This is a genomic window from Streptomyces sp. CNZ287, assembly GCF_007827615.1.
Window position 1 is genome coordinate 204,266 of the sequence record NZ_VISV01000013.1, and the last position, 18,140, is coordinate 222,405.

16 protein-coding genes are annotated in these 18,140 nt (G+C 73.0%); 12 read left to right on the forward strand and 4 right to left on the reverse strand.

Going from position 1 to position 18,140, the window contains the following annotated elements; translation table 11 throughout:
- Positions 1–110 precede the first annotated feature (110 nt).
- Both FB457_RS23225 and FB457_RS23230 read left to right on the forward strand, forming a co-directional pair.
- Entirely contained in the window at positions 111–1,160 is a 1,050-nt protein-coding gene (locus FB457_RS23225; RefSeq protein ID WP_145783103.1) for an LLM class F420-dependent oxidoreductase, read from the forward strand.
- Between the two features lie 227 nt (positions 1,161–1,387).
- Positions 1,388–2,179 (forward strand): ferritin-like domain-containing protein, encoded by a 792-nt coding sequence (locus tag FB457_RS23230; protein ID WP_145783106.1) that lies wholly within the window; start codon positions 1,388–1,390, stop codon positions 2,177–2,179.
- Positions 2,180–2,240: 61 nt separating this feature from the next.
- Here the strand turns inward: FB457_RS23230 and corA are convergent, their stop codons facing one another.
- The gene (corA, locus tag FB457_RS23235; protein WP_047014872.1) at positions 2,241–3,239 is read right to left on the reverse strand and encodes a magnesium/cobalt transporter CorA; all 999 of its coding nucleotides are present in this window, start codon (positions 3,237–3,239) and stop codon (positions 2,241–2,243) included.
- Positions 3,240–3,295: 56 nt separating this feature from the next.
- On the opposite strand from corA, the gene FB457_RS23240 reads away from it, so the two are divergent.
- The 4 genes from FB457_RS23240 to mshC all read left to right on the forward strand — a co-directional run bounded on the left by FB457_RS23240 (position 3,296) and on the right by mshC (position 6,956).
- A complete protein-coding gene (locus FB457_RS23240) occupies positions 3,296–4,021 on the forward strand; it encodes a histidine phosphatase family protein (RefSeq protein WP_047014871.1) in 726 nt (241 codons plus the stop codon).
- An 85-nt stretch (positions 4,022–4,106) separates the two neighbouring features.
- Positions 4,107–4,697 carry a DUF3090 domain-containing protein gene (locus FB457_RS23245; protein WP_047014870.1) on the forward strand — a complete coding sequence of 197 codons (591 nt, stop codon included), beginning with the start codon at positions 4,107–4,109 and terminating at the stop codon, positions 4,695–4,697.
- Positions 4,661–5,599: an SCO1664 family protein gene (locus FB457_RS23250; protein ID WP_145783108.1), complete on the forward strand. Its 939-nt coding sequence runs from the start codon at positions 4,661–4,663 to the stop codon at positions 5,597–5,599. The genes FB457_RS23245 and FB457_RS23250 overlap by 37 nt, the downstream gene beginning before the upstream one ends.
- Before the next feature lie 127 nt (positions 5,600–5,726).
- On the forward strand, positions 5,727–6,956 hold the full coding sequence (mshC, locus tag FB457_RS23255; protein ID WP_047014868.1) for a cysteine--1-D-myo-inosityl 2-amino-2-deoxy-alpha-D-glucopyranoside ligase: 1,230 nt from the start codon (positions 5,727–5,729) through the stop codon (positions 6,954–6,956).
- A gap of 19 nt (positions 6,957–6,975) precedes the next feature.
- On the opposite strand, the gene FB457_RS23260 is transcribed toward mshC, so the two are convergent.
- Positions 6,976–8,214 (reverse strand): PAC2 family protein, encoded by a 1,239-nt coding sequence (locus FB457_RS23260; RefSeq protein ID WP_145783110.1) that lies wholly within the window; start codon positions 8,212–8,214, stop codon positions 6,976–6,978.
- Positions 8,215–8,473: 259 nt separating this feature from the next.
- Between FB457_RS23260 and FB457_RS23265 the strand changes: the two genes are divergently transcribed.
- From FB457_RS23265 to FB457_RS23290, 6 genes are all read left to right on the forward strand, one after another.
- Positions 8,474–9,793, forward strand: coding sequence for an enolase C-terminal domain-like protein (locus FB457_RS23265; protein ID WP_047014867.1), 1,320 nt, complete (start codon positions 8,474–8,476; stop codon positions 9,791–9,793).
- A 121-nt stretch (positions 9,794–9,914) separates the two neighbouring features.
- A complete protein-coding gene (locus tag FB457_RS23270; RefSeq protein WP_145783112.1) occupies positions 9,915–10,961 on the forward strand; it encodes a sugar ABC transporter substrate-binding protein in 1,047 nt (348 codons plus the stop codon).
- Between the two features lie 3 nt (positions 10,962–10,964).
- On the forward strand, positions 10,965–12,617 hold the full coding sequence (locus FB457_RS23275; RefSeq protein WP_047014865.1) for a sugar ABC transporter ATP-binding protein: 1,653 nt from the start codon (positions 10,965–10,967) through the stop codon (positions 12,615–12,617).
- Positions 12,614–13,675 (forward strand): ABC transporter permease, encoded by a 1,062-nt coding sequence (locus FB457_RS23280; protein WP_486589111.1) that lies wholly within the window; start codon positions 12,614–12,616, stop codon positions 13,673–13,675. The genes FB457_RS23275 and FB457_RS23280 overlap by 4 nt, the downstream gene beginning before the upstream one ends.
- 10 nt (positions 13,676–13,685) lie before the next feature.
- Positions 13,686–14,651, forward strand: a complete 966-nt coding sequence (locus tag FB457_RS23285) for an aldo/keto reductase (RefSeq protein ID WP_145783114.1) — start codon at positions 13,686–13,688, stop codon at positions 14,649–14,651.
- Positions 14,652–14,655: 4 nt separating this feature from the next.
- Positions 14,656–15,483: an amidohydrolase family protein gene (locus tag FB457_RS23290; protein WP_047014862.1), complete on the forward strand. Its 828-nt coding sequence runs from the start codon at positions 14,656–14,658 to the stop codon at positions 15,481–15,483.
- 61 nt (positions 15,484–15,544) lie between these two features.
- Here the strand turns inward: FB457_RS23290 and FB457_RS23295 are convergent, their stop codons facing one another.
- On the reverse strand, positions 15,545–16,216 hold the full coding sequence (locus tag FB457_RS23295; RefSeq protein ID WP_047014861.1) for a FadR/GntR family transcriptional regulator: 672 nt from the start codon (positions 16,214–16,216) through the stop codon (positions 15,545–15,547).
- 184 nt (positions 16,217–16,400) lie between these two features.
- The gene (locus FB457_RS23300) at positions 16,401–18,023 is read right to left on the reverse strand and encodes a glycerol-3-phosphate dehydrogenase/oxidase (RefSeq protein ID WP_145783116.1); all 1,623 of its coding nucleotides are present in this window, start codon (positions 18,021–18,023) and stop codon (positions 16,401–16,403) included.
- Positions 18,024–18,140 lie beyond the last annotated feature (117 nt).

An 18,140-nucleotide genomic window follows, 5' to 3' on the forward strand; every position in this document is an offset into this window, starting at 1 on the left:
CTGGGGCGGGCGCGCTGCGGCGGCGGGGACCGGCGCGCTAGAGTCGCACAGATATATTACCCACCGGTACGAAACCTCGGCGCGAGGCGCCGGAGAGCAGGGAGGCCCGCATGCGGCTCGGGATCAACCTCGGCTACTGGGGCGCCGGCATGGACGCCGACAACCTCGCCGTCGCGCAGGAGGCGGACCGCCTCGGCTACGACGTGTGCTGGGCCGCCGAGGCGTACGGCTCCGACGCGGCCACCGTGCTGAGCTGGGTCGCCGCCAAGACCGAGCGGATCGACGTGGGCTCCGCGATCTTCCAGATCCCGGCCCGCGCCCCCGCCATGACCGCGATGACCGCCGCCACCCTCGACTCGCTCACCGAGGGCCGCTTCCGCCTCGGGATCGGCGTCTCCGGGCCGCAGGTCTCCGAGGGCTGGTACGGGGTGGAGTTCGGCAAGCCGCTCGCCCGCACCCGCGAGTACGTGGAGATCGTGCGCAAGGCGCTGTCGCGCGAGCGGCTGTCGTACGCGGGCGAGCACTGGACTCTGCCGCTGCCCGGCGGCGCAGGGAAGCCGATCAAGCTGACCGTGCACCCCGTCCGCGAGCACATCCCCGTCTACATCGCCGCCATCGGCCCGAAGAACCTGGAGCAGACCGGCGAGATCGCCGAGGGCGCCCTGCTCGTCTTCTACTCGCCCGAGCACGCCGAGGAGACCACCCTGCGCCACGTGCGTGCCGGGCGGGCGAAGGCCGGCAAGGAGCTGGACGGCTTCGACATCGTGCCCACGGTCCCGATGGCCCTGGGTGACGACATCGCCGCGCTCGCCGACGTCTTCCGCCCGTACACCGCCCTGTACGTCGGCGGCATGGGCAGCGCCAAGCAGAACTTCTACAACCGCCTCGCCGGCCGTATGGGGTACGAGCGCGAGGCGGCCGAGATCCAGGCCGCCTACCTCGCCGGCGACAAGGCCGGCGCGGCCGCCGCCGTGCCGCAGGAGCTGATCGACGCCACCACGCTGCTCGGTCCCGTGGAGCGGATCGCGGACCGGATGCGGGCGTACGCCGAGGCGGGGGTGACGTCGCTGTCGCTGGCGCCGTCCGGGTTCACGCGGGAGGAGCGCATCGCGGGCGTGCGCGCCGGAGTGGAGGCGCTGGAGCGCGCCGGCCTCGCCTGAGTCCTCACGGCTCCGGCCCTGCGTGCCGGGCCCTCTCCCCTGTACAACGGCCGTGGTGAGGGCTCGGGTGTCCCCACCACGGCTGTCACCTCGACCAACGCGTCGTCACCGGATCGGTTACGGATCGCCCGCATGGCGGATGGTGCGCACCGCGGGTGTTGCGTCATACGCATCCGCGTCATTCACTCGGATACGGGTGTATTCCGGCAGTGAAAGGCGACGGTGACATGCTCTCGGCCAAGGACCTGTACCAGGAGATCCTCGACAACGACGACACCTTCCGGCTGTTCTGCTCCATCGCCGCCGCCGGGGAGGCCCAGGGCGGCTGGGAGAACGCCCGCATCTCCGCCCTCATCCCCGACTCGTACCGGAAGCTGGCCCCCAAGGTGGCCCGGCACGGCGCCGACGAGGACAAGCACGGCCGCATCTTCAACGCCCTGCTGAAGAAGCGCGGCCTGGAGCCGGTGGCCGTCCCCGCCGAGACCGACTACACGATGCTGCTGGAGGGCATCGGCATCGGCCTCGCCCACGACCGGCTCCGCCGGGACGGGCAGCTCACCGAGGCCGACCTCATCACGTACCTCGCGCACAGCAGGGTCACCGAGCAGCGGGCGTCGGACCAGATGCGGATGCTCCTCAAGTACTTCGGCGACCACCCGGACATCGGCCGCGCGGTACGGATGATCTCCTACGACGAGGACAACCACCTCGCGTACTGCCACGAGGAACTGCTCGCCATGGCCGCGCACGGCCACGGCCGCCGCGTGCAGGCCGCGCTGCGCGACGCGGCGCTCGCGGAGATCCGGGTGTACCGGGACGTGAGCCACGCGGTGATGGCGCACATGGGGCGGATCCTGAAGTGGTCGCGGGCCAGGCGCGCACTGCTGTCCGCGGGCATCGACGCGGTGTACGCGTACGAACGCGCCGGCGGCTGGCGGCGGATGGTGAGGCTGCGGATGCCGGAGTTCCGCGACGCCCTCGGCGGGCCGCCGCCGCGCACCACGGCCGAATTCGCCTGACGCGAACGGCGCCCGGCGCGAACGGCACCCGCGAGCGCCACCCGCCAGGGGCCCGCGGCCCTCAGCGCCCGCCGTTGCCCAGCCAGCCGCGCCGGCGGAAGAACACGTAGAGCAACAGCACCACGGACACCATCACCAGCAGCACCGCCGGATACCCGAGTGTCCAGTGCAGCTCCGGCATGTGGTCGAAGTTCATCCCGTAGATGCTGCCGATGACGGTCGGCGCCGCGGCCATGGCGGCGTACGCGGAGATCTTCCGCATGTCGTCGTTCTGCTGCACCCCCACCCGCGCGAGGTGCGCGGCGAGGATGTCGGACAGCAGCCGGTCGATGGTCTCCAGATGCTCGTTGACGCGCATGAGATGGTCGCCGACGTCGCGGAAGAACGGCCGTGCCCGCTCGTTGACGAACGGCAGCCCGGCGCCCGCCAGCCGGGCGATCGGGTCGGCCAGCGGGCCGGTGGTGCGGCGGAACTCCAGCGCCTGCCGCTTGAAGTCGTAGATCCGCCCCGCCGAGCGACCGGGGTCGCGGCCGCCGGGCTGGAAGACCTCGGCCTCCAGCTCCTCCAGGTCGGTGTGGAAGTCGTCCGCGACGTCGAGGTAGTTGTCCACGACGGCGTCGCACACCGCGTACACCACCGCCGTCGGCCCGTGCGCCAGCACCTCGGGCTGCCCCTCCAGCCGGGCCCGTACCCGGCCGAGGGGGTTCGCCTCGCCGTGCCGGACGGTGACCACGAAGGAGTCGCCGACGAAGGTGCTGATCTCGCTGACGGTGATGGTGTCGGTGCTGTCGTCGTAGAGCACGGGCTTGAGCACGAAGAACAGCGCCGCGTCGTACACCTCCAGCTTCGGCCGCTGGTGCGCGGTGACCGCGTCCTCCGCCGCGAGCGGGTGCAGACCGAGCCCGCGGGTCAGCTCGTCGAACTCCTGGCGCGACGGTTCGAAGAGCCCGATCCAGCAGAACGTGTCCTCGCCGGCGCGCGCCTGCGCCAGCACGGCCGCGACGTCTCCGGGCGCGGGCACGCGCCGGCCGTGCCGGTAGAGCGCGCAGTCGACGATCACACCGTCATTCTTTCCCGAACCGTGCCGCCTGTCGCGCAGGACGTACGCTGGCTGCCATGCCCACCCTCCTCCTGCTCCGGCACGCCCGGTCCACGGCGAACGTGGACGGCGTGCTCGCCGGCCGCGGCCCGGGTGTCGGGCTGGACGAACGCGGCACGGCGCAGGCCGCCGCGCTGCCCGCCCGGCTGGCCGCCCTGACGCCCGCCGCCGTGGTCACCAGCCCGCTCGAACGCTGCCGCGAGACCCTCAAGCCGCTGCTGGCCGCCCGCCCGGAGCTGCCGGTGCACGTCGACGAGCGGCTGACGGAGTGCGACTACGGCGAGTGGACCGGCGGCAAGCTCGCCGAGCTGGCGGACGACCCGCTGATGGCCACCGTGCAGCAGCACCCGTCGGCGGCGGTCTTCCCCGGCGGCGAGACGATGCGCGCGATGCAGGCGCGCGCCGTCGAGGCGGTACGGGACTGGAACGCCACCGTGCTCGCCGAGCACGGCCCGGAGGCGCTGTACGTGATGTGCAGCCACGGCGACGTCATCAAGTCCGTGGTGGCGGACGCCCTCGGGATGCACCTGGACCTCTTCCAGCGCATCGCCGTGGGCCCCGCCTCCGTCACCGCGATCCGGTACACGCCCCTGCGCCCCTTCGTGCTGCGGCTCGGCGACACCGGCTCGCTCGACGGCCTCGCGCCGCCGCCTCCCGCGGCGGAGCCGGGGGCGGAGGGGGCGCGGGAGGACGCGGCGGACGCGTCGGCCGCGGAGGTGGGCGGCGGTGCCGGAGCCGGTTGATCCCCGGTGATCAGCTCGCGCAGTAGGGTGGTCGGATCGGGCCCGCAGCGGTTCCCGTTCAGAAGTCGAGCAATCGGAGCAGCACGTGCCGCGTGAGGTGTACTTCTACGACCCGCCGGACCGCTTCGTGGCCGGCACGGTCGGGCTGCCGGGGCGCCGCACCTTTTTCCTGCAGGCGTCCAAGTCCGGCCGTACGACCAGCGTTGCACTGGAGAAGGCGCAGGTGTCCGCGCTGGCCCAGCGGATCGACGAGCTTCTTGACGAGGTGGTACGGCGCAGCGGCGGCACGAGCGACGTGCCGGCCGTCGCCCCCGCCGAGCTGACCGACACCGCGCCCCTGGACGCCCCCATCGAGGAGGAGTTCCGGGTCGGCACGATGGCGCTGGCGTGGGACGCGGAGAGCGAGCGGATGGTCGTCGAGGCGCAGGCCCTCGTCGAGTTGGACGCCGACTCCGACGAGGACCTGGCCGCGGCCGAGGAGGCGCTGCTCCAGGACGACGAGAACGGCCCGCCGATGCTGCGCGTACGCCTCACCGGGCAGATGGCGCGCGCCTTCGCCAAGCGGGCCAACGACGTGGTGAACGCCGGCCGGCCGCCCTGCCCGCTGTGCAGCCTGCCGCTCGACCCGGAGGGACACGTATGTCCGCGCCAGAACGGATACCGCCGGGGGGAGTGAGCCCGCTCGCCCTGGCGTCCGACGAGGCCCGCGCGCTGCTCACCGGCGGCGAGCTGACCGTCGCCGGGCGCATCCGCGGTGCGTCGAACGCGGTCCTGTTCTGCACCGTCGCCCACGCCGGGCGGACGGCGGAGTGCGTGTACAAGCCGGTCGCGGGGGAGCGGCCGCTGTGGGACTTCCCTGACGGCACGCTGGCGCAGCGCGAGGCCGCGGCCTACGAGGTCTCGGAGGCCACCGGCTGGGGCCTGGTGCCGCCGACGGTGCTGCGGGACGGGCCCTTCGGCGAGGGCATGTGCCAGCTCTGGATCCCGGCCGCGGACGAGCGGCACGCGACGGACGCACAGGACGGGACGGACGCACAGGACGGGACGGACGGGCAGGACGGCCAGGGCGGCACGGCGGGGGCGGCGCCCGGCGGCACGGACCTGCTCGCCCTCGTCGAGGGTGACGAGCCGGGACCCGGCTGGAAGGCCGTGGGCTACGCCGAGACCGGCGAGGGCCGCCCCGCGCTGCTGGTGCACGCCGACGACGTCCGGCTGCGCCGCCTCGCCGTGCTCGACGCCGTGATCAACAACGGCGACCGCAAGGGCGGCCACCTGCTGCCCGCCGCCGGCGGCCGGCTCTACGCCATCGACCACGGTGTGACGTTCCACACCGACGACAAGCTGCGCACCCTGCTCTGGGGCTGGGCCGGCGAGCCGCTGCCCGCCGAGGCCGTCGCCGTGCTGCACCGGCTCGCGGCCGGGCTCGCCCCCGAGGGCCCGCTGGCCGCCCGGCTGGCACCGCTGATCACGGCGGCGGAGGTGGCCGCGCTGCGGGCCCGAATTGCCGCGCTGCTGGCCTCGGGACGGCACCCGGAGCCCAGCGGCGAGTGGCCGGCCATCCCCTGGCCGCCGGTCTGATCCGCCGGTCCGCGCGCCGGCGCCCGCGCGGGCATATTCCGTACGAACCCTCCCACCGCTGTCCGAAACCGCGGGCTGGCGCCGCCCCGGTCGTTTCACCAGGCAACCGGCGGTTACGCTCGTTTACATGCATGCCTGGCCTGCCCCCGAGGTCCCGGTGCTCCCCGGCACCGGCCGCGACCTCCGCCTCCACGACACCGCGACCGGAGGGCTCGTCACCCTCGATCCCGGCCCGGAGGCCCGCATCTACGTCTGCGGCATCACCCCCTACGACGCCACCCACATGGGGCACGCGGCCACGTACACCGCGTTCGACCTCGTGCAGCGCGTCTGGCTGGACAACAAGCGGGAGGTCCACTACGTCCAGAACGTCACGGACGTCGACGACCCGCTGCTCGTCCGGGCCGCCGAGACGGGCGAGGACTGGACCCTGCTCGCCGACCGCGAGACCGACCTGTTCCGCGACGACATGACGGCCCTGCGGAACCTGCCGCCGCGCGAGTTCGTCGGCGCGGTGGAGGCGATACCGCGGATCGTGCCCCTCGTGGAGCAACTGCGCGACGCCGGCGCGGCGTACGAGCTGGACGGCGACATCTACTTCTCGGTCGAGTCCGACCCCCGCTTCGGCGCCGTCTCCGGGCTCGACGCGGCCACCATGCGGGAGCTGTCCGCCGAGCGCGGCGGCGACCCCGACCGGCCGGGCAAGAAGAACCCCCTCGACCCGCTGCTCTGGAGTGCCGCCCGCGAGGGCGAGCCGAGCTGGGACGGCGGTTCCCTCGGCCGCGGCCGGCCCGGCTGGCACATCGAGTGCGTCGCCATCTCTCTCGACCACCTCGGCATGACCTTCGACGTGCAGGGCGGCGGCAGCGACCTGATCTTCCCGCACCACGAGATGGGCGCGTCCCACGCGCAGGTGCTCACCGGCGAGTTCCCCTTCGCCAAGGCGTACGTGCACTCCGGGCTCGTCGCCCTCGACGGCGAGAAGATGTCGAAGTCCAAGGGCAACCTGGTCTTCGTCTCCCAGGTGCGCCGCGACGGCGTCGACCCCGTGGCCGTACGGCTCGCGCTCCTCGCCCACCACTACCGCACCGACTGGGAGTGGACCGCCCACGGTCTTGAGGAGGCGGAGCGGCGGCTGGCGCGCTGGCGGGACGCCGTCTCCAGGCCGGAGGGACCGCCCGCGGAGGGGCTCGTGGAGGAGGTCCGCGCCGCGCTGGCGGAGGACCTGGACTCGCCCGCGGCGCTGGCCGCCGTGGACCGCTGGGCGGCGCTGCAGCGCGCCGGGGGCGGTACGGACACGGGGGCGCCGGGCGTGGTCTCGCGGGCGGTGGACGCGCTGCTGGGCGTGGCGCTGTAGCGGGGCGGGCGGGGCGGCGTCAGTCCTTGCCGCCGGCCTCGCCCTCGCCCTCGCCGTCGCGGCCGGGGCCCTCGCCGTCGTCGGTCCCGGCGTCTGCGTCGCCATCGCCGGAGGTGTCGTCGCCGGTGCTGCGGTCCGTGCCGTCCGGGTCCTCCGCGGCCACGGTGTCTCCGGTGTCCCCGCCCTCCCCGGCCGTCCCGGAGCCCTTCTCGCCGTCGTCCCCGGCGGTCCCGGAATCCTTCTCGGCGCCGTCCTCCTCCGGCTCCGCGGCGCCCTCCGCCTTCTCCGTACCGCCGTCGTCCTCGCGGTCCCCGTCGCGCTCCTCCGGCGCCCGGGACTCCTCCCGCTCCGTGAGGTCGGCGAGGGGCTGCGGCCCGGAGAGGTCGCGCAGATACGGTCCGGCGCCCGGGTCCCGGCGGCGCAGATAGCGCTCGAACTCGCGGGCGATCGCCTCGCCCGACGCCTCCGGCAGCTCCGCGGTGTCGCGCGCCTCCTCCAGCGTCTGCACGTACTCCGCGACCTCGCTGTCCTCCGCGGCCAGTTGGTCCACGCCCAACTGCCAGGCCCGCGCGTCCTCGGGCAGTTCGCCCAGCGGGATGCGCACGCCGATCAGGTCGTCGAGCCGGTTGAGCAGCGCCAGGGTAGCCTTCGGGTTGGGCGGCTGGGAGACGTAGTGCGGGACGGCGGCCCAGAGGCTCGCGGTCGGCACGCCCGCGTGCGTGCACGCCTCCTGGAGGATGCCGACGATCCCGGTCGGACCCTCGTAGCGGGTCTCCTCCAGATCCATCGACACCGCCAGCTCCGGGTCCGAGGTCACCCCCGTCACCGGTACGGGCCGGGTGTGCGGCGTGTCGCCGAGGAGTGCGCCGAGCAGGACGACCAGCTCGACGCCCAACTCGTGGGCGAAGCCCAGGATCTCGTTGCAGAACGAGCGCCAGCGCATGCTGGGCTCGATGCCGCGGACGAGCACCAGGTCCCGCGGGTTGCCCTTCCCGTCGGCGTCCGCGATCCGCACCGCGGACAACTGCGTGGTGGGCCAGGTGACCTTCCGTACGCCGCTGTGGAGGGTGACGGTGGGGCGGTTGACCTGGAAGTCGTAGTAGTCCTCCGCGTCCAGTGACGCGAAGACCTCGCCCTTCCACTCCCGGTCGAGATGGCCGACCGCCGAGGAGGCGGCGTCACCGGCGTCGTTCCAGCCCTCGAAGGCGCAGATCATCACCGGATCGACCAGCTCGGGCAGCCCCTCCAGCTCGATCACCCAGCGCCTCCTTCCCCTGTGCCGGCCCCTGTGGCCACGTGCTCCGGAACATGCGGCCCCCAGCCTAAGGCTTCCCCGTCGGCGCGCCGTATCCCGTGCGGGACGAGTACCGATTCATCCGAGGTGTGCACCTTGAGGAGGGTTGGCAGCGCGTCAGTACGGATAATCACTCACGGCCTCTGGACGTTGGCAAGCCCACCCGGATATACATCGGATGACTGCTGAAAGATCCGATGTTCCAGACGCGAGGGAAGCCTGCATGCGACCGACTGTCACCGATGTGGACGTCTCCGACATCCGCTTCCCCACCTCACTGGAGCTCGACGGGTCGGATGCCATGCACCCCGACCCGGACTACTCCGCCGCGTACGTCGTCATCCGCACCGACCACCCCGGCGTCGAGGGGCACGGCTTCTGCTTCACCATCGGCCGCGGCAACGACGTCACCGCCGCGGCCATCCGCTCCCTCGCGCCCTACGTCGTCGGCCGCCCCGCGCCGCGTACCGCCGCCGAGCTGGCCGAGCTCTGCAACACCCTCACCCACGACTCCCAACTGCGCTGGCTCGGCCCCGAGAAGGGCGTGATCCACATGGCCGCGGGCGCCGTGGTCAACGCCGCCTGGGACCTGGCCGCCGGGCTGGCGGGGCTGCCGGTCTGGGAGTTCCTGTCCCGCATGTCTCCCGAGGAGCTGGTGTCCCTCGTCGACTTCCGCTACCTCTCCGACGCCCTCACCCCCGACGAGGCGCTGGCCCTGCTCCGCGCCGCCGAGCCCGGCCGCGCCGAGCGGGCCGCGCTGCTGCGCGCCGAGGGCTACCCCGCGTACACCACCACCCCCGGCTGGCTCGGCTACTCCGACGAGAAGCTCATCCAGCTCTCCAAGGCAGCCGTCGCCGAGGGCTTCGGCCAGATCAAGCTGAAGGTCGGCGGTGACCTCGACGCGGACGTACGCCGCATGCGGCTCGCCCGCGAGGCCGTCGGCCCCGACGTGCGCATCGCCGTGGACGCCAACCAGCGCTGGGACGTCGCCGACGCCGTGCGCTGGATGACCGCCCTGGCCCCGTACGCGCCGCACTGGATCGAGGAGCCCACCAGCCCCGACGACGTGCTCGGCCACGCCGCCGTCCGCGCCGGGCAGCCGGTGAAGGTGGCCACCGGCGAACACGTCGCCAACCGCGTGATGTTCAAGCAACTGCTCCAGGCCGGCGCCGTCGACTTCGTGCAGATCGACGCCGCCCGGGTGGCCGGCGTCAACGAGAACCTGGCCATCCTGCTGCTCGCCGCCAAGCACGGCGTGCCGGTCTGCCCGCACGCCGGCGGCGTCGGCCTCTGCGAACTGGTGCAGCACCTGGCCATGTTCGACTATGTCGCCGTCTCCGGCACCCGCGAGGACCGCGTCATCGAGTACGTCGACCACCTGCACGAGCACTTCGCCGACCCGGCCGTCGTCCTCGACGGCCGCTACCGCGCACCCGAGGCCCCCGGCTTCTCCGCGCGCATGCTCCCCGAGTCGCTGGCCGCGCACCGCTACCCGGACGGCCCCGTCTGGCGCGCCGTGGCCGGGCGGGCCCAGGGGAGCTGAGCTCCATGCGCGACGCACCGCACACCGCACCCCACGCCGCACGGCCGGCTCCCCGGCCCGCCGCGGCCCGAGCCGAACCCCCCAGCCGCATACCCGAGACGAACGACGGGACGGGACTCCCATGCTGACTCGCAGCCTCCGCACGACGGCCGTCGCGGCCTGCACCACACTCCTCGCCCTCGCCCCGCTCACCGCCTGCAACCGCGGCAACGACGCGGCCGGAGCCGACGGCCAGGTCGGCATCGACATGCCGCGCACCGACACCGACTTCTGGAACTCCTACCACCAGTACCTGAACAAGGGCGTCTCGGACGGCGTGGTCGACGCCCTGCCGATCACCAACTCGCAGAACGACATCGGCAAGCTGGTCGCCAACGTGCAGGCGTTCACCGACCAGGGCGCCGACGCCGTCATCATGGCGCCGCAGGACACCGGCGCCGTGGCCTCCACGCTGGAGCGGCTGGCGGAGGAGGACATCCCCGTCGTCAGCGTCGACACCCGCCCCGACAAGGGCGACGTCTACATGGTCGTACGGGCCGACAACGAGGCGTACGGCATCAAGGCATGCGAGTACCTGGGCGAGCAGTTGAAGGGCAAGGGCAAGGTCGTGGAGTTCCAGGGCGACCTGGCCTCCATCAACGGCCGCGACCGCTCGGTGGCGTTCAAGAAGTGCATGGACGAGAAGTACCCCGACATGCAGGTCTTCGAGCTGCCCACCGAGTGGAAGGGCGACGTCGCCTCCGCCAAGCTGCAGAGCGTCCTGGCCAAGGAGAAGTCGATCGACGGCATCTACATGCAGGCCGGCGGTGCCTTCCTGCAGCCCACCCTCGCGCTGCTGGAGCAGAAGGGGAAGCTCAAGCCCGCCGGGGAGGACGGCCACATCACGATCGTCTCCAACGACGGCATCCCCGAGGAGCTGGACGCCATCCGCTCCGGGAAGATCGACGCCACCGTCTCCCAGCCCGCCGACCTCTACGCCGAGTACGCGCTCTTCTACGCCCAGCAGGCGCTGAAGGGCAAGGAGTTCAAGCCGGGCAAGACCGACCACGGCTCGGAGATCGTCAAGATCCCGAACGGCCTGGAGGACCAGTTGCCGGCCCCGCTGGTCACCAAGGAGAACGTCGACGCCCCCGAGCTGTGGGCCAACCAGCTCGAGAAGCAGGGCTGAGCGGTGCCCGCGGCGCCCCGCCCCGCTGTACGCGCCGACGGCGTCGTCAAACGCTTCGGCCCCACGCTCGCGCTCGACGGCGTGCACCTGGAGGTCGCGGCCGGCGAGGCGCACGCCCTCGTCGGCCGCAACGGCGCCGGGAAGTCCACCCTCGTCTCCGTGCTCACCGGCATGGAGCGGCCCGACGCCGGCACCGTGACCTTCTCCGGCGCGCCCGCGCCGCCGTTCGGCGATACGGCGGCGTGGCGGGCGAAGGTCGCCTGCGTCTACCAGAAGCTCATGATCGTCCCGGACCTCACGGTCGCCGAGAACCTCTTCCTCAACCGCTACACCGGCGGCGGCGCCATCAACTGGCGCCGGCTGCGCTCGCGCGCCCGCGAACTGCTGGCGGCGTACGGCGTGGAGGTGGACCCCTCGGCGCGGGCGAAGGATCTCGGCGTCGAACAGCGGCAATTCGTGGAAATCGCGAGAGCCCTCAGCTTCGGCGCCCGGCTGATCATCCTCGACGAACCGACCGCCCGGCTCGACGCCGGCGGCATCGACCGGCTCTTCGGCAAGCTGCGCGAACTGCAGCGGCAGGGCGTCGCCTTCCTCTTCATCTCCCATCACCTCCAGGAGGTCTACGAACTCTGCGACACCGTCACCGTCTTCCGCGACGCCCGGCACATCCTCACCGCGCCGGTCTCCGGGCTGCCGAAGGAGGACCTGGTCGCGGCGATGACGGGCGAGGGCGCGCCCGCGGGCGCCGGGGGTCCCGCCGCGCTGCCGCGGCAGGCGACGGCGGCGAGCGGCGCCGAGCCCGTGCTGCGGGCGCACGCGCTGGCCGTGGCCGGTGCGTACGAGCCGCTGGACCTGGCCGTGCGCGCCGGGGAGGTCGTCGGCCTGGCCGGCGCCGCCGCCAGCGGCAACACGGTGATCGGCGAGACCCTCGTCGGCATGCGGGCGCCGGACGGCGGCCGGGTCGAGGTGCGCGGGACCGCCGTGCGCACCGGCAGCGTGCCGCACGCGCTGGAGGCCGGCATCGGGTACGTACCGGAGGACCGGCACGTGCAGGGCCTGGTGCCCGGGCGCAGCGTCGCGGAGAACGCCACGCTCACCGTCGCCGACCAACTGGGCCCGTACGGCACCGTGCTGCCCTCGCGCACCCGCCGGTTCGCGCAGCGCATGATCGAGTCGCTGGACATCAAGACCTCGGGTCCCGCACAGGACGTCGACGGGCTCTCCGGGGGCAACCAGCAGAAGGTCGTGATCGCCCGCGCGCTCGCCCGGGACCCCGGCGTGCTCGTGGCGATCAAGCCGACCGCGGGGGTGGACGTGAAGTCCAAGGACGCCCTGCTGGGCGTCGTCCGGCGGGTGGCCGACGGCGGCAGCGGCGCCGTCATCGTCTCCGACGAACTGGACGACCTGCGCGTCTGCGACCGCGTGCTCGCGCTCTTCCACGGGCGGGTGATCGCGGAGTTCGGCGGCGGCTGGACCGACCGGGAACTGGTCGCCGCCATGGAGGGCATCGAACCGGGGGCCCGCGACCCGCAGCAGGACCACGGCACCGGCACGGACCAGCAGGACCCGCACGTACAGCAGGACCAGCACGCACAGCCAGACCAGTCAGTTGAACCCGACCAGCGGGATCAGCCGGAAAAGGGGCAGCAAGCATGACACGGCCTACGTCGACAGCACCGCCGGCCGGCGCGGCCGAGGGCGGAGCGGCTTTGGAGAAGAAGCCGCAGTTGCAGCTCGGCGGGGTGGAGATCGACCTCGGCCGCTGGCGCGACTTCTCGCTCGTACCCGTCATCTTCGTGCTCGGCGTGATCGGCTTCATCGTCTCGCCCGCCTTCCTCACCTCCGACAACCTCATCGGCGTCGTCCAGCAGTCCACCGAACTCGGGCTGCTGGTCCTCGCCCAGGCCCTCATCCTCATCAGCGGCCGGATGGATCTCTCGCTGGAGTCGACGATCGGCGTCGCGCCGGTGATCGCGCTCTGGCTCGTCCTGCCCGCGGAGGGCGGCCGGTTCACCGGCATCGAACTGCTGCCGTCCGGCACGTCGATCTTCCTCTGCCTCCTCGTCGGCGCCGTCATCGGGCTCTTCAACGGCTTCCTCATCCTGAAGCTCAGAGTCAACGGCTTCATCGCCACGCTCGGCATGCTGGTCATGCTGCGCGGCCTGCACGAGGGCATCACGGGCGGCAAGTCCATCATCGAGGTGCCCGAGTCCTTCGCCTACCTCGGCAAGGAGAGCTGGCTCGGCGTGCCCGCCGCCGTCTACGTCTGCCTCGGCCTCTACGCCGTCGGCGGGCTGATGCTCGGCTACCTGCGGCACGGGCGCGCGCTGTACGCCATCGGCGGCAACCCCGAGGCGGCGCGCGCCGCGGGCATCCGCGTCGACCGCATCACCTGGATCGTGCTGGCCATCGGCGGCATGCTCGCGGCCTTCGCCGGCGTGCTCTACACCGGCCACTACGGCTCGGTCTCCGCCGGCCAGGGCAAGGACATGATCTTCCAGGTGTTCGCCGCGGCGGTCATCGGCGGCATCAGCCTGCGCGGCGGGCGCGGCACCCTCTTCGGCGCGCTGACCGGTGTGCTGACGCTCCAGCTCGTCATCAACGTGATGACCCTCGCGGGCGTGCCGGCGGAGTGGACGAAGTTCCTCAACGGCGCGATCATCATCGTGGCCCTGGTCATTTCCCGGTTCGTCAGCGGCGAGAAACAGGACTGAGAGGCGGCGGATGCCCCCCATACCCAGGCTCGGCCTCGGCTGCGCCAACCTCGGCAACCTCTACCGGGCGATGCCGGACGCCACCGCGGCCGAGATCGTCGAGACCGCGTTCGCGCACGGCTACGGCTACTTCGACACCGCGCCCCACTACGGCGTCGGGCTGTCGGAGGAGCGCCTCGGCCGTGCGCTCGCGGGCCGGCCGCGGGACTCGTACACCGTGTCCACCAAGGTCGGCCGGCGGCTGCGGCCCCTCGGCCCGGGGGAGACCGAGCCCGCCCACGACTTCGTCGATACCCCGGCCCGCGGCCGGGTGTGGGACCTGAGCCGGGACGGGATCAGGGCGACGCTGGAGTCGTCCCTGGAGCGGCTGGGGCTCGACCGGGTGGAGATCGCGTACCTCCACGACGTCGAGAACCACCTGCCGCAGGTGTACGAGACGGCCTTCGCGGCGCTCGCGGAGCTGAAGGCGGAGAAGGTCGTCGGCGCCATCGGCTTCGGCATGAACTTCAGCGACCACCTGGGCCGGCTCGTCGCCGACCTCGACGTCGACGTGGTGCTCTGCGCCGGCCGCTGGACGCTGCTGGAGCGGAGCGCGTACGACGACCTGCTGCCCGTCTGCGAGCGGCGCGGCACCTCCGTCGTCGTCGGCGGTGTCTACAACACCGGGCTGCTCGCCGACCCGCGGCCCGGCGGGCGGTTCCACTATGGCGAGGCGCCGGCCGAGGTGGTGGAGCGAGCGCGCGGAATCGCCGAGGTGTGCGGCGAGTTCGGGGTGCCGCTGAAGGCGGCGGCGCTGCGCTACCCGTTCGCGCACCCGGCGGTGGTCTCCGTCGTCCCGGGCGCCTCCCGCACCCGGGACGTCCGGGAGAACGCGGAGATGTTCGCGTACGACATCCCCGACGCGCTCTGGCTCGCGCTCGTCGAACTCGGGCTGCTCGACGCCGACCTGCCGCTGCCCGCGGCCACCGGAGGCTGAGCCCATGCCGCGCATCGACGCCCACCACCATCTGTGGGACATCAGCCGCCGCCCGCAGCCGTGGATGGACGGCTCCTGGGCCGACCCGCTGCGGCGCACGTTCACCCTGGCCGACCTCGCGCCCCATCTGGCGGAGCACCGCATCGACGCCACGGTGCTGGTCCAGAGCTCGTCGTCGTACGAGGAGACGCTGGAGCTGTGCGAGGAGCCGGACCCGCCGGTGGCGCTGGTCTGCGGCTGGCTCGACCTGACCGCGCCCGGACTGGACGCGGACACCCTGCGCCGCACGCCGCCGCGCCTCGGGGCGGTGCGCCACCAGGCAGAGGAGGAGCCCGACCCGCGGTGGCTGGAGCGCCCCGACGTGCTGCGGGCGCTGGGGCTCGTGGGCGAGGCTGGCCTCGTGTACGACCTGCTGGTGACGGAGCGCGAGCTGCCGGCGGCGATCGCCGCGGCCCGCGCGGTGCCGCATACCCGGTTCGTCCTCGACCACGCGGGCAAGCCGCAGATCGCGGCGGGGGAGTGGCAGCCGTGGGCGGACCTGGTCGCGGGGCTGGCCCGGCTGCCCAACGTGAGCTGCAAGCTGTCCGGCCTGGTCACGCAGGCGGACTGGGAGCACTGGCGGCCGGCGGACGTGCTGCCGTACGCCCGGCACGTGATCGACGTCTTCGGGCCCGGCCGGATCCTCTTCGGCTCGGACTGGCCGGTGTGCACGCTGGCGGCGGACTACGGGCGGGTCGTCGAACTGGCCGAGGAGGCGGTGGCGGACCTGACGGCGGCGGAGCGGGAGGCGTTCTTCGGCGGCAACGCCCGCCGGCTCTACCTCGGGGACTGAGGCCGGGCGGCCGGGCGCGGCAGGCGGCCGCGGTCCGGCCCTTCCCGTCCGGGCCCCCGGGTCACAGCGTCCGGCGCAGCCACTGCTCCACGCTCGCGATGTGCACCGTCGCCCACGACCTGGCCGCCTCCGCGTCCCGGCTGCGCATCGCGTCGAGGATCGCCCGGTGCTCGGTGAGCGTGCGCCGTACCGCGTCCTCCTGCGTGAGACCTCGCCAGATGCGGGCGCGGGCCGTCGGCCCCGACAGCCCCTCCAGCAGCGAGCTGAGCACGGAGTTCCCCGACGCCTGCACGATGCGGCGGTGGAACTCCAGGTCGGCGCGGACCAGTTCCTCCACGGACGGGTCGTGGCCCAGCTCCGCCAGCTCCGCCTCCAGCGCGTCCAGCTCGGGGTCCCCGATGCCGGCGCAGGCCAGCGCGGTGGCGGCGGGCTCCAGGATGCGGCGTACGGCGAGCAGCTCCAGCACCGTGTCGTCGCGGTGGAAGTCGACGACGAAGCTCATCGCCTCCAGCAGCAGCTGGGAGTCGAGGCTCGTGACGTACGTGCCGTCGCCCTGCCGTACGTCCAGGATGCGTATCAGCGCGAGCGCGCGCACCGCCTCACGGAGCGAGTTGCGGGACAGGCCGAGCTCGGCCGCCAGCTCGCTCTCCTTGGGCAGCCGGTCGCCCGGCCGCAGCTTGCCGGAGACGATCATTCCTTTGATCTTCTCGATCGCCTCGTCCGTGACCGCCATCTTGCGCCCTCCCTGACACAGACATCCGATGTCTGCGTGCTTCCATTATGCCTGCGACCCGGGTGAGCGGAGCGGGGGAGGGCGGCGAATCCGGCGGGAGTCCGGCGGGAGGCGGAAACGGGGGAGGGGAGGGGCGCCCCCATGGTGCCTCTCCCCTCCGGACTTCCGGCCCGCGGCGGGGCGCTCAGCCCCGCTTGCGCGCGAGGAGTTCCCGCACCCTGGCCCGTACGTCGGCGGTGTCCAGGCCGCGGATCGTCACCGTCGTGCGGCGGCGCAGCACGTCGTCCTCCGTCTCGGCCCACTCGTGGTCGCGGGCGTAGACCACCTGCGCCCAGATCTCGGGCCCGTCGGGGTGGATGCGCTCGCCCAGGTCCGGGTTCTCGTTGGCCAGACGGGCGATGTCGAACGACAGCGAGCCGTAGTGCGTGGCCAGCTGGCGAGCGGTGTCCGGGGCCATGCGGTGGCCCGGGTCGCGGTCGACGAGCAGCCGGTGCGCGACCGCGTTGGGGTTCGCCACGCCGGGCAGCGGCGTGCGCCGTACCAGGGACTTCACCGGCTGCATGTCCTCGGCGATCGCCCCGCCGTGCTCCTTGGCGAGCTTGCGGAGCACCATCCGGCCGATGTGCCGGTACGTCGTCCACTTCCCCCCCGCCACCGACAGCATCCCGCCGGTGCCCTCGGTGACCACCGTCTCCCGCCTGGCCTGCTCCGTACCCCCGGGACCGCCGGGCAGCACCCGCAGCCCGGCGTAGGCGTACGTCACGAGGTCGGGCGACAGGTCGTCGTCGCGCACGGAAAGCGACGCCTCGTCGATGATCTGCGCGATGTCGGCGTCGGTCGGGTGCACGGCGGCGGGATCGCCCTCGTACGGCTCGTCCGTGGTGCCCAGCAGCAGTTGGTCCTCCCACGGCAGCGCGAAGGTGACGCGGTACTTGTCCACCCACGTCGACATCGCCGCGCGCCACGGCGACCGCCGCTTGAGCACGATGTGCGCGCCCTTGGAGAGCCGGATGGACGGGGCCGCGGCGGCGTCCTCCAGGCGCCGCAGGTGGTCCACCCACGGCCCGGTGGCGTTGAGCACCAGCCGGGCGTCGACGCCGAACTCGTCGCCGCTCAGCCGGTCCCGCAGATCCGCGCCCGTCACCTGGCCGTGGGTGAAGCGCAGCCCGGTGACCTCGGCGTGGTTGAGGACGACGGCGCCGGCGCCGACGGCGGCCCGTACCGTCATGACCGCCATCCGCGAGTCGTTCATCTGGTGGTCGCCGAAGACCGCGACCGCCTTCAGACCTTCGGTGCGCAGCGCGGGGACGTCCCTTGCCGCCCGGCCGGGGGTGATGAGGTGGCCCACGCCGTCGCGGAACCCGGAGAGCGCGGAGTAGGCGAAGACGCCGGCGCCGAGCTTGGCGGCGCCGTGCGGGCCGCCCTTGTAGAGAGGCAGGTAGAAGGGGAGCGGGTTGACCAGGTGCGGCGCTACGTCGCGGGCCAGCACCCGGCGCTCGTGGTGGTTCTCGGCCACCAGCTTCACCGCGCCGTTCTGCAGGTAGCGGATGCCGCCGTGGACGAGCTTGGAGGACGCGGACGAGGTGGCGCCGGCGAAGTCGCCGGCGTCCACCATCGCCACCCGCAGTCCCGACTGGGCGGCGTGCCAGGCCACCGAGGTGCCCAGGATCCCGCCGCCGATGACCAGGAGGTCGTACGTGGCCCGGGCGAGCAGATCCCGGGTCTCCGCGCGGCCGAGGGTGTGGCCGGCAGTCGGGTGCGTCCCGAGTGCGGGTATCGCCGCCGGGACGGTCTGCGGGAGAGTCATCGCCGCTACTCCTTGTCTTCGATCCAGCCCATGGTGCGCTGGACTGCTTTGAGCCAGTCCTTGTATTCGCGTTCGCGGGTGGTTTCGTCCATGCGGGGGGTCCATTCGGCGGCGCGG

Bases quoted from the DNA above. Each gene is read 5' to 3' on its own strand.
- FB457_RS23225 (WP_145783103.1), top strand. From the start codon at position 111: ATGCGGCTCGGGATCAACCTCGGCTACTGGGGCGCCGGCATGGACGCC.
- FB457_RS23230 (WP_145783106.1), top strand. From the start codon at position 1,388: ATGCTCTCGGCCAAGGACCTGTACCAGGAGATCCTCGACAACGACGAC.
- FB457_RS23240 (WP_047014871.1), top strand. From the start codon at position 3,296: ATGCCCACCCTCCTCCTGCTCCGGCACGCCCGGTCCACGGCGAACGTG.
- FB457_RS23250 (WP_145783108.1), top strand. From the start codon at position 4,661: ATGTCCGCGCCAGAACGGATACCGCCGGGGGGAGTGAGCCCGCTCGCC.
- mshC (WP_047014868.1), top strand. From the start codon at position 5,727: ATGCATGCCTGGCCTGCCCCCGAGGTCCCGGTGCTCCCCGGCACCGGC.
- FB457_RS23265 (WP_047014867.1), top strand. From the start codon at position 8,474: ATGCGACCGACTGTCACCGATGTGGACGTCTCCGACATCCGCTTCCCC.
- FB457_RS23270 (WP_145783112.1), top strand. From the start codon at position 9,915: ATGCTGACTCGCAGCCTCCGCACGACGGCCGTCGCGGCCTGCACCACA.
- FB457_RS23280 (WP_486589111.1), top strand. From the start codon at position 12,614: ATGACACGGCCTACGTCGACAGCACCGCCGGCCGGCGCGGCCGAGGGC.
- FB457_RS23285 (WP_145783114.1), top strand. From the start codon at position 13,686: ATGCCCCCCATACCCAGGCTCGGCCTCGGCTGCGCCAACCTCGGCAAC.
- FB457_RS23290 (WP_047014862.1), top strand. From the start codon at position 14,656: ATGCCGCGCATCGACGCCCACCACCATCTGTGGGACATCAGCCGCCGC.
- FB457_RS23295 (WP_047014861.1), bottom strand. From the start codon at position 16,216: ATGGCGGTCACGGACGAGGCGATCGAGAAGATCAAAGGAATGATCGTC.
- FB457_RS23300 (WP_145783116.1), bottom strand. From the start codon at position 18,023: ATGACTCTCCCGCAGACCGTCCCGGCGGCGATACCCGCACTCGGGACG.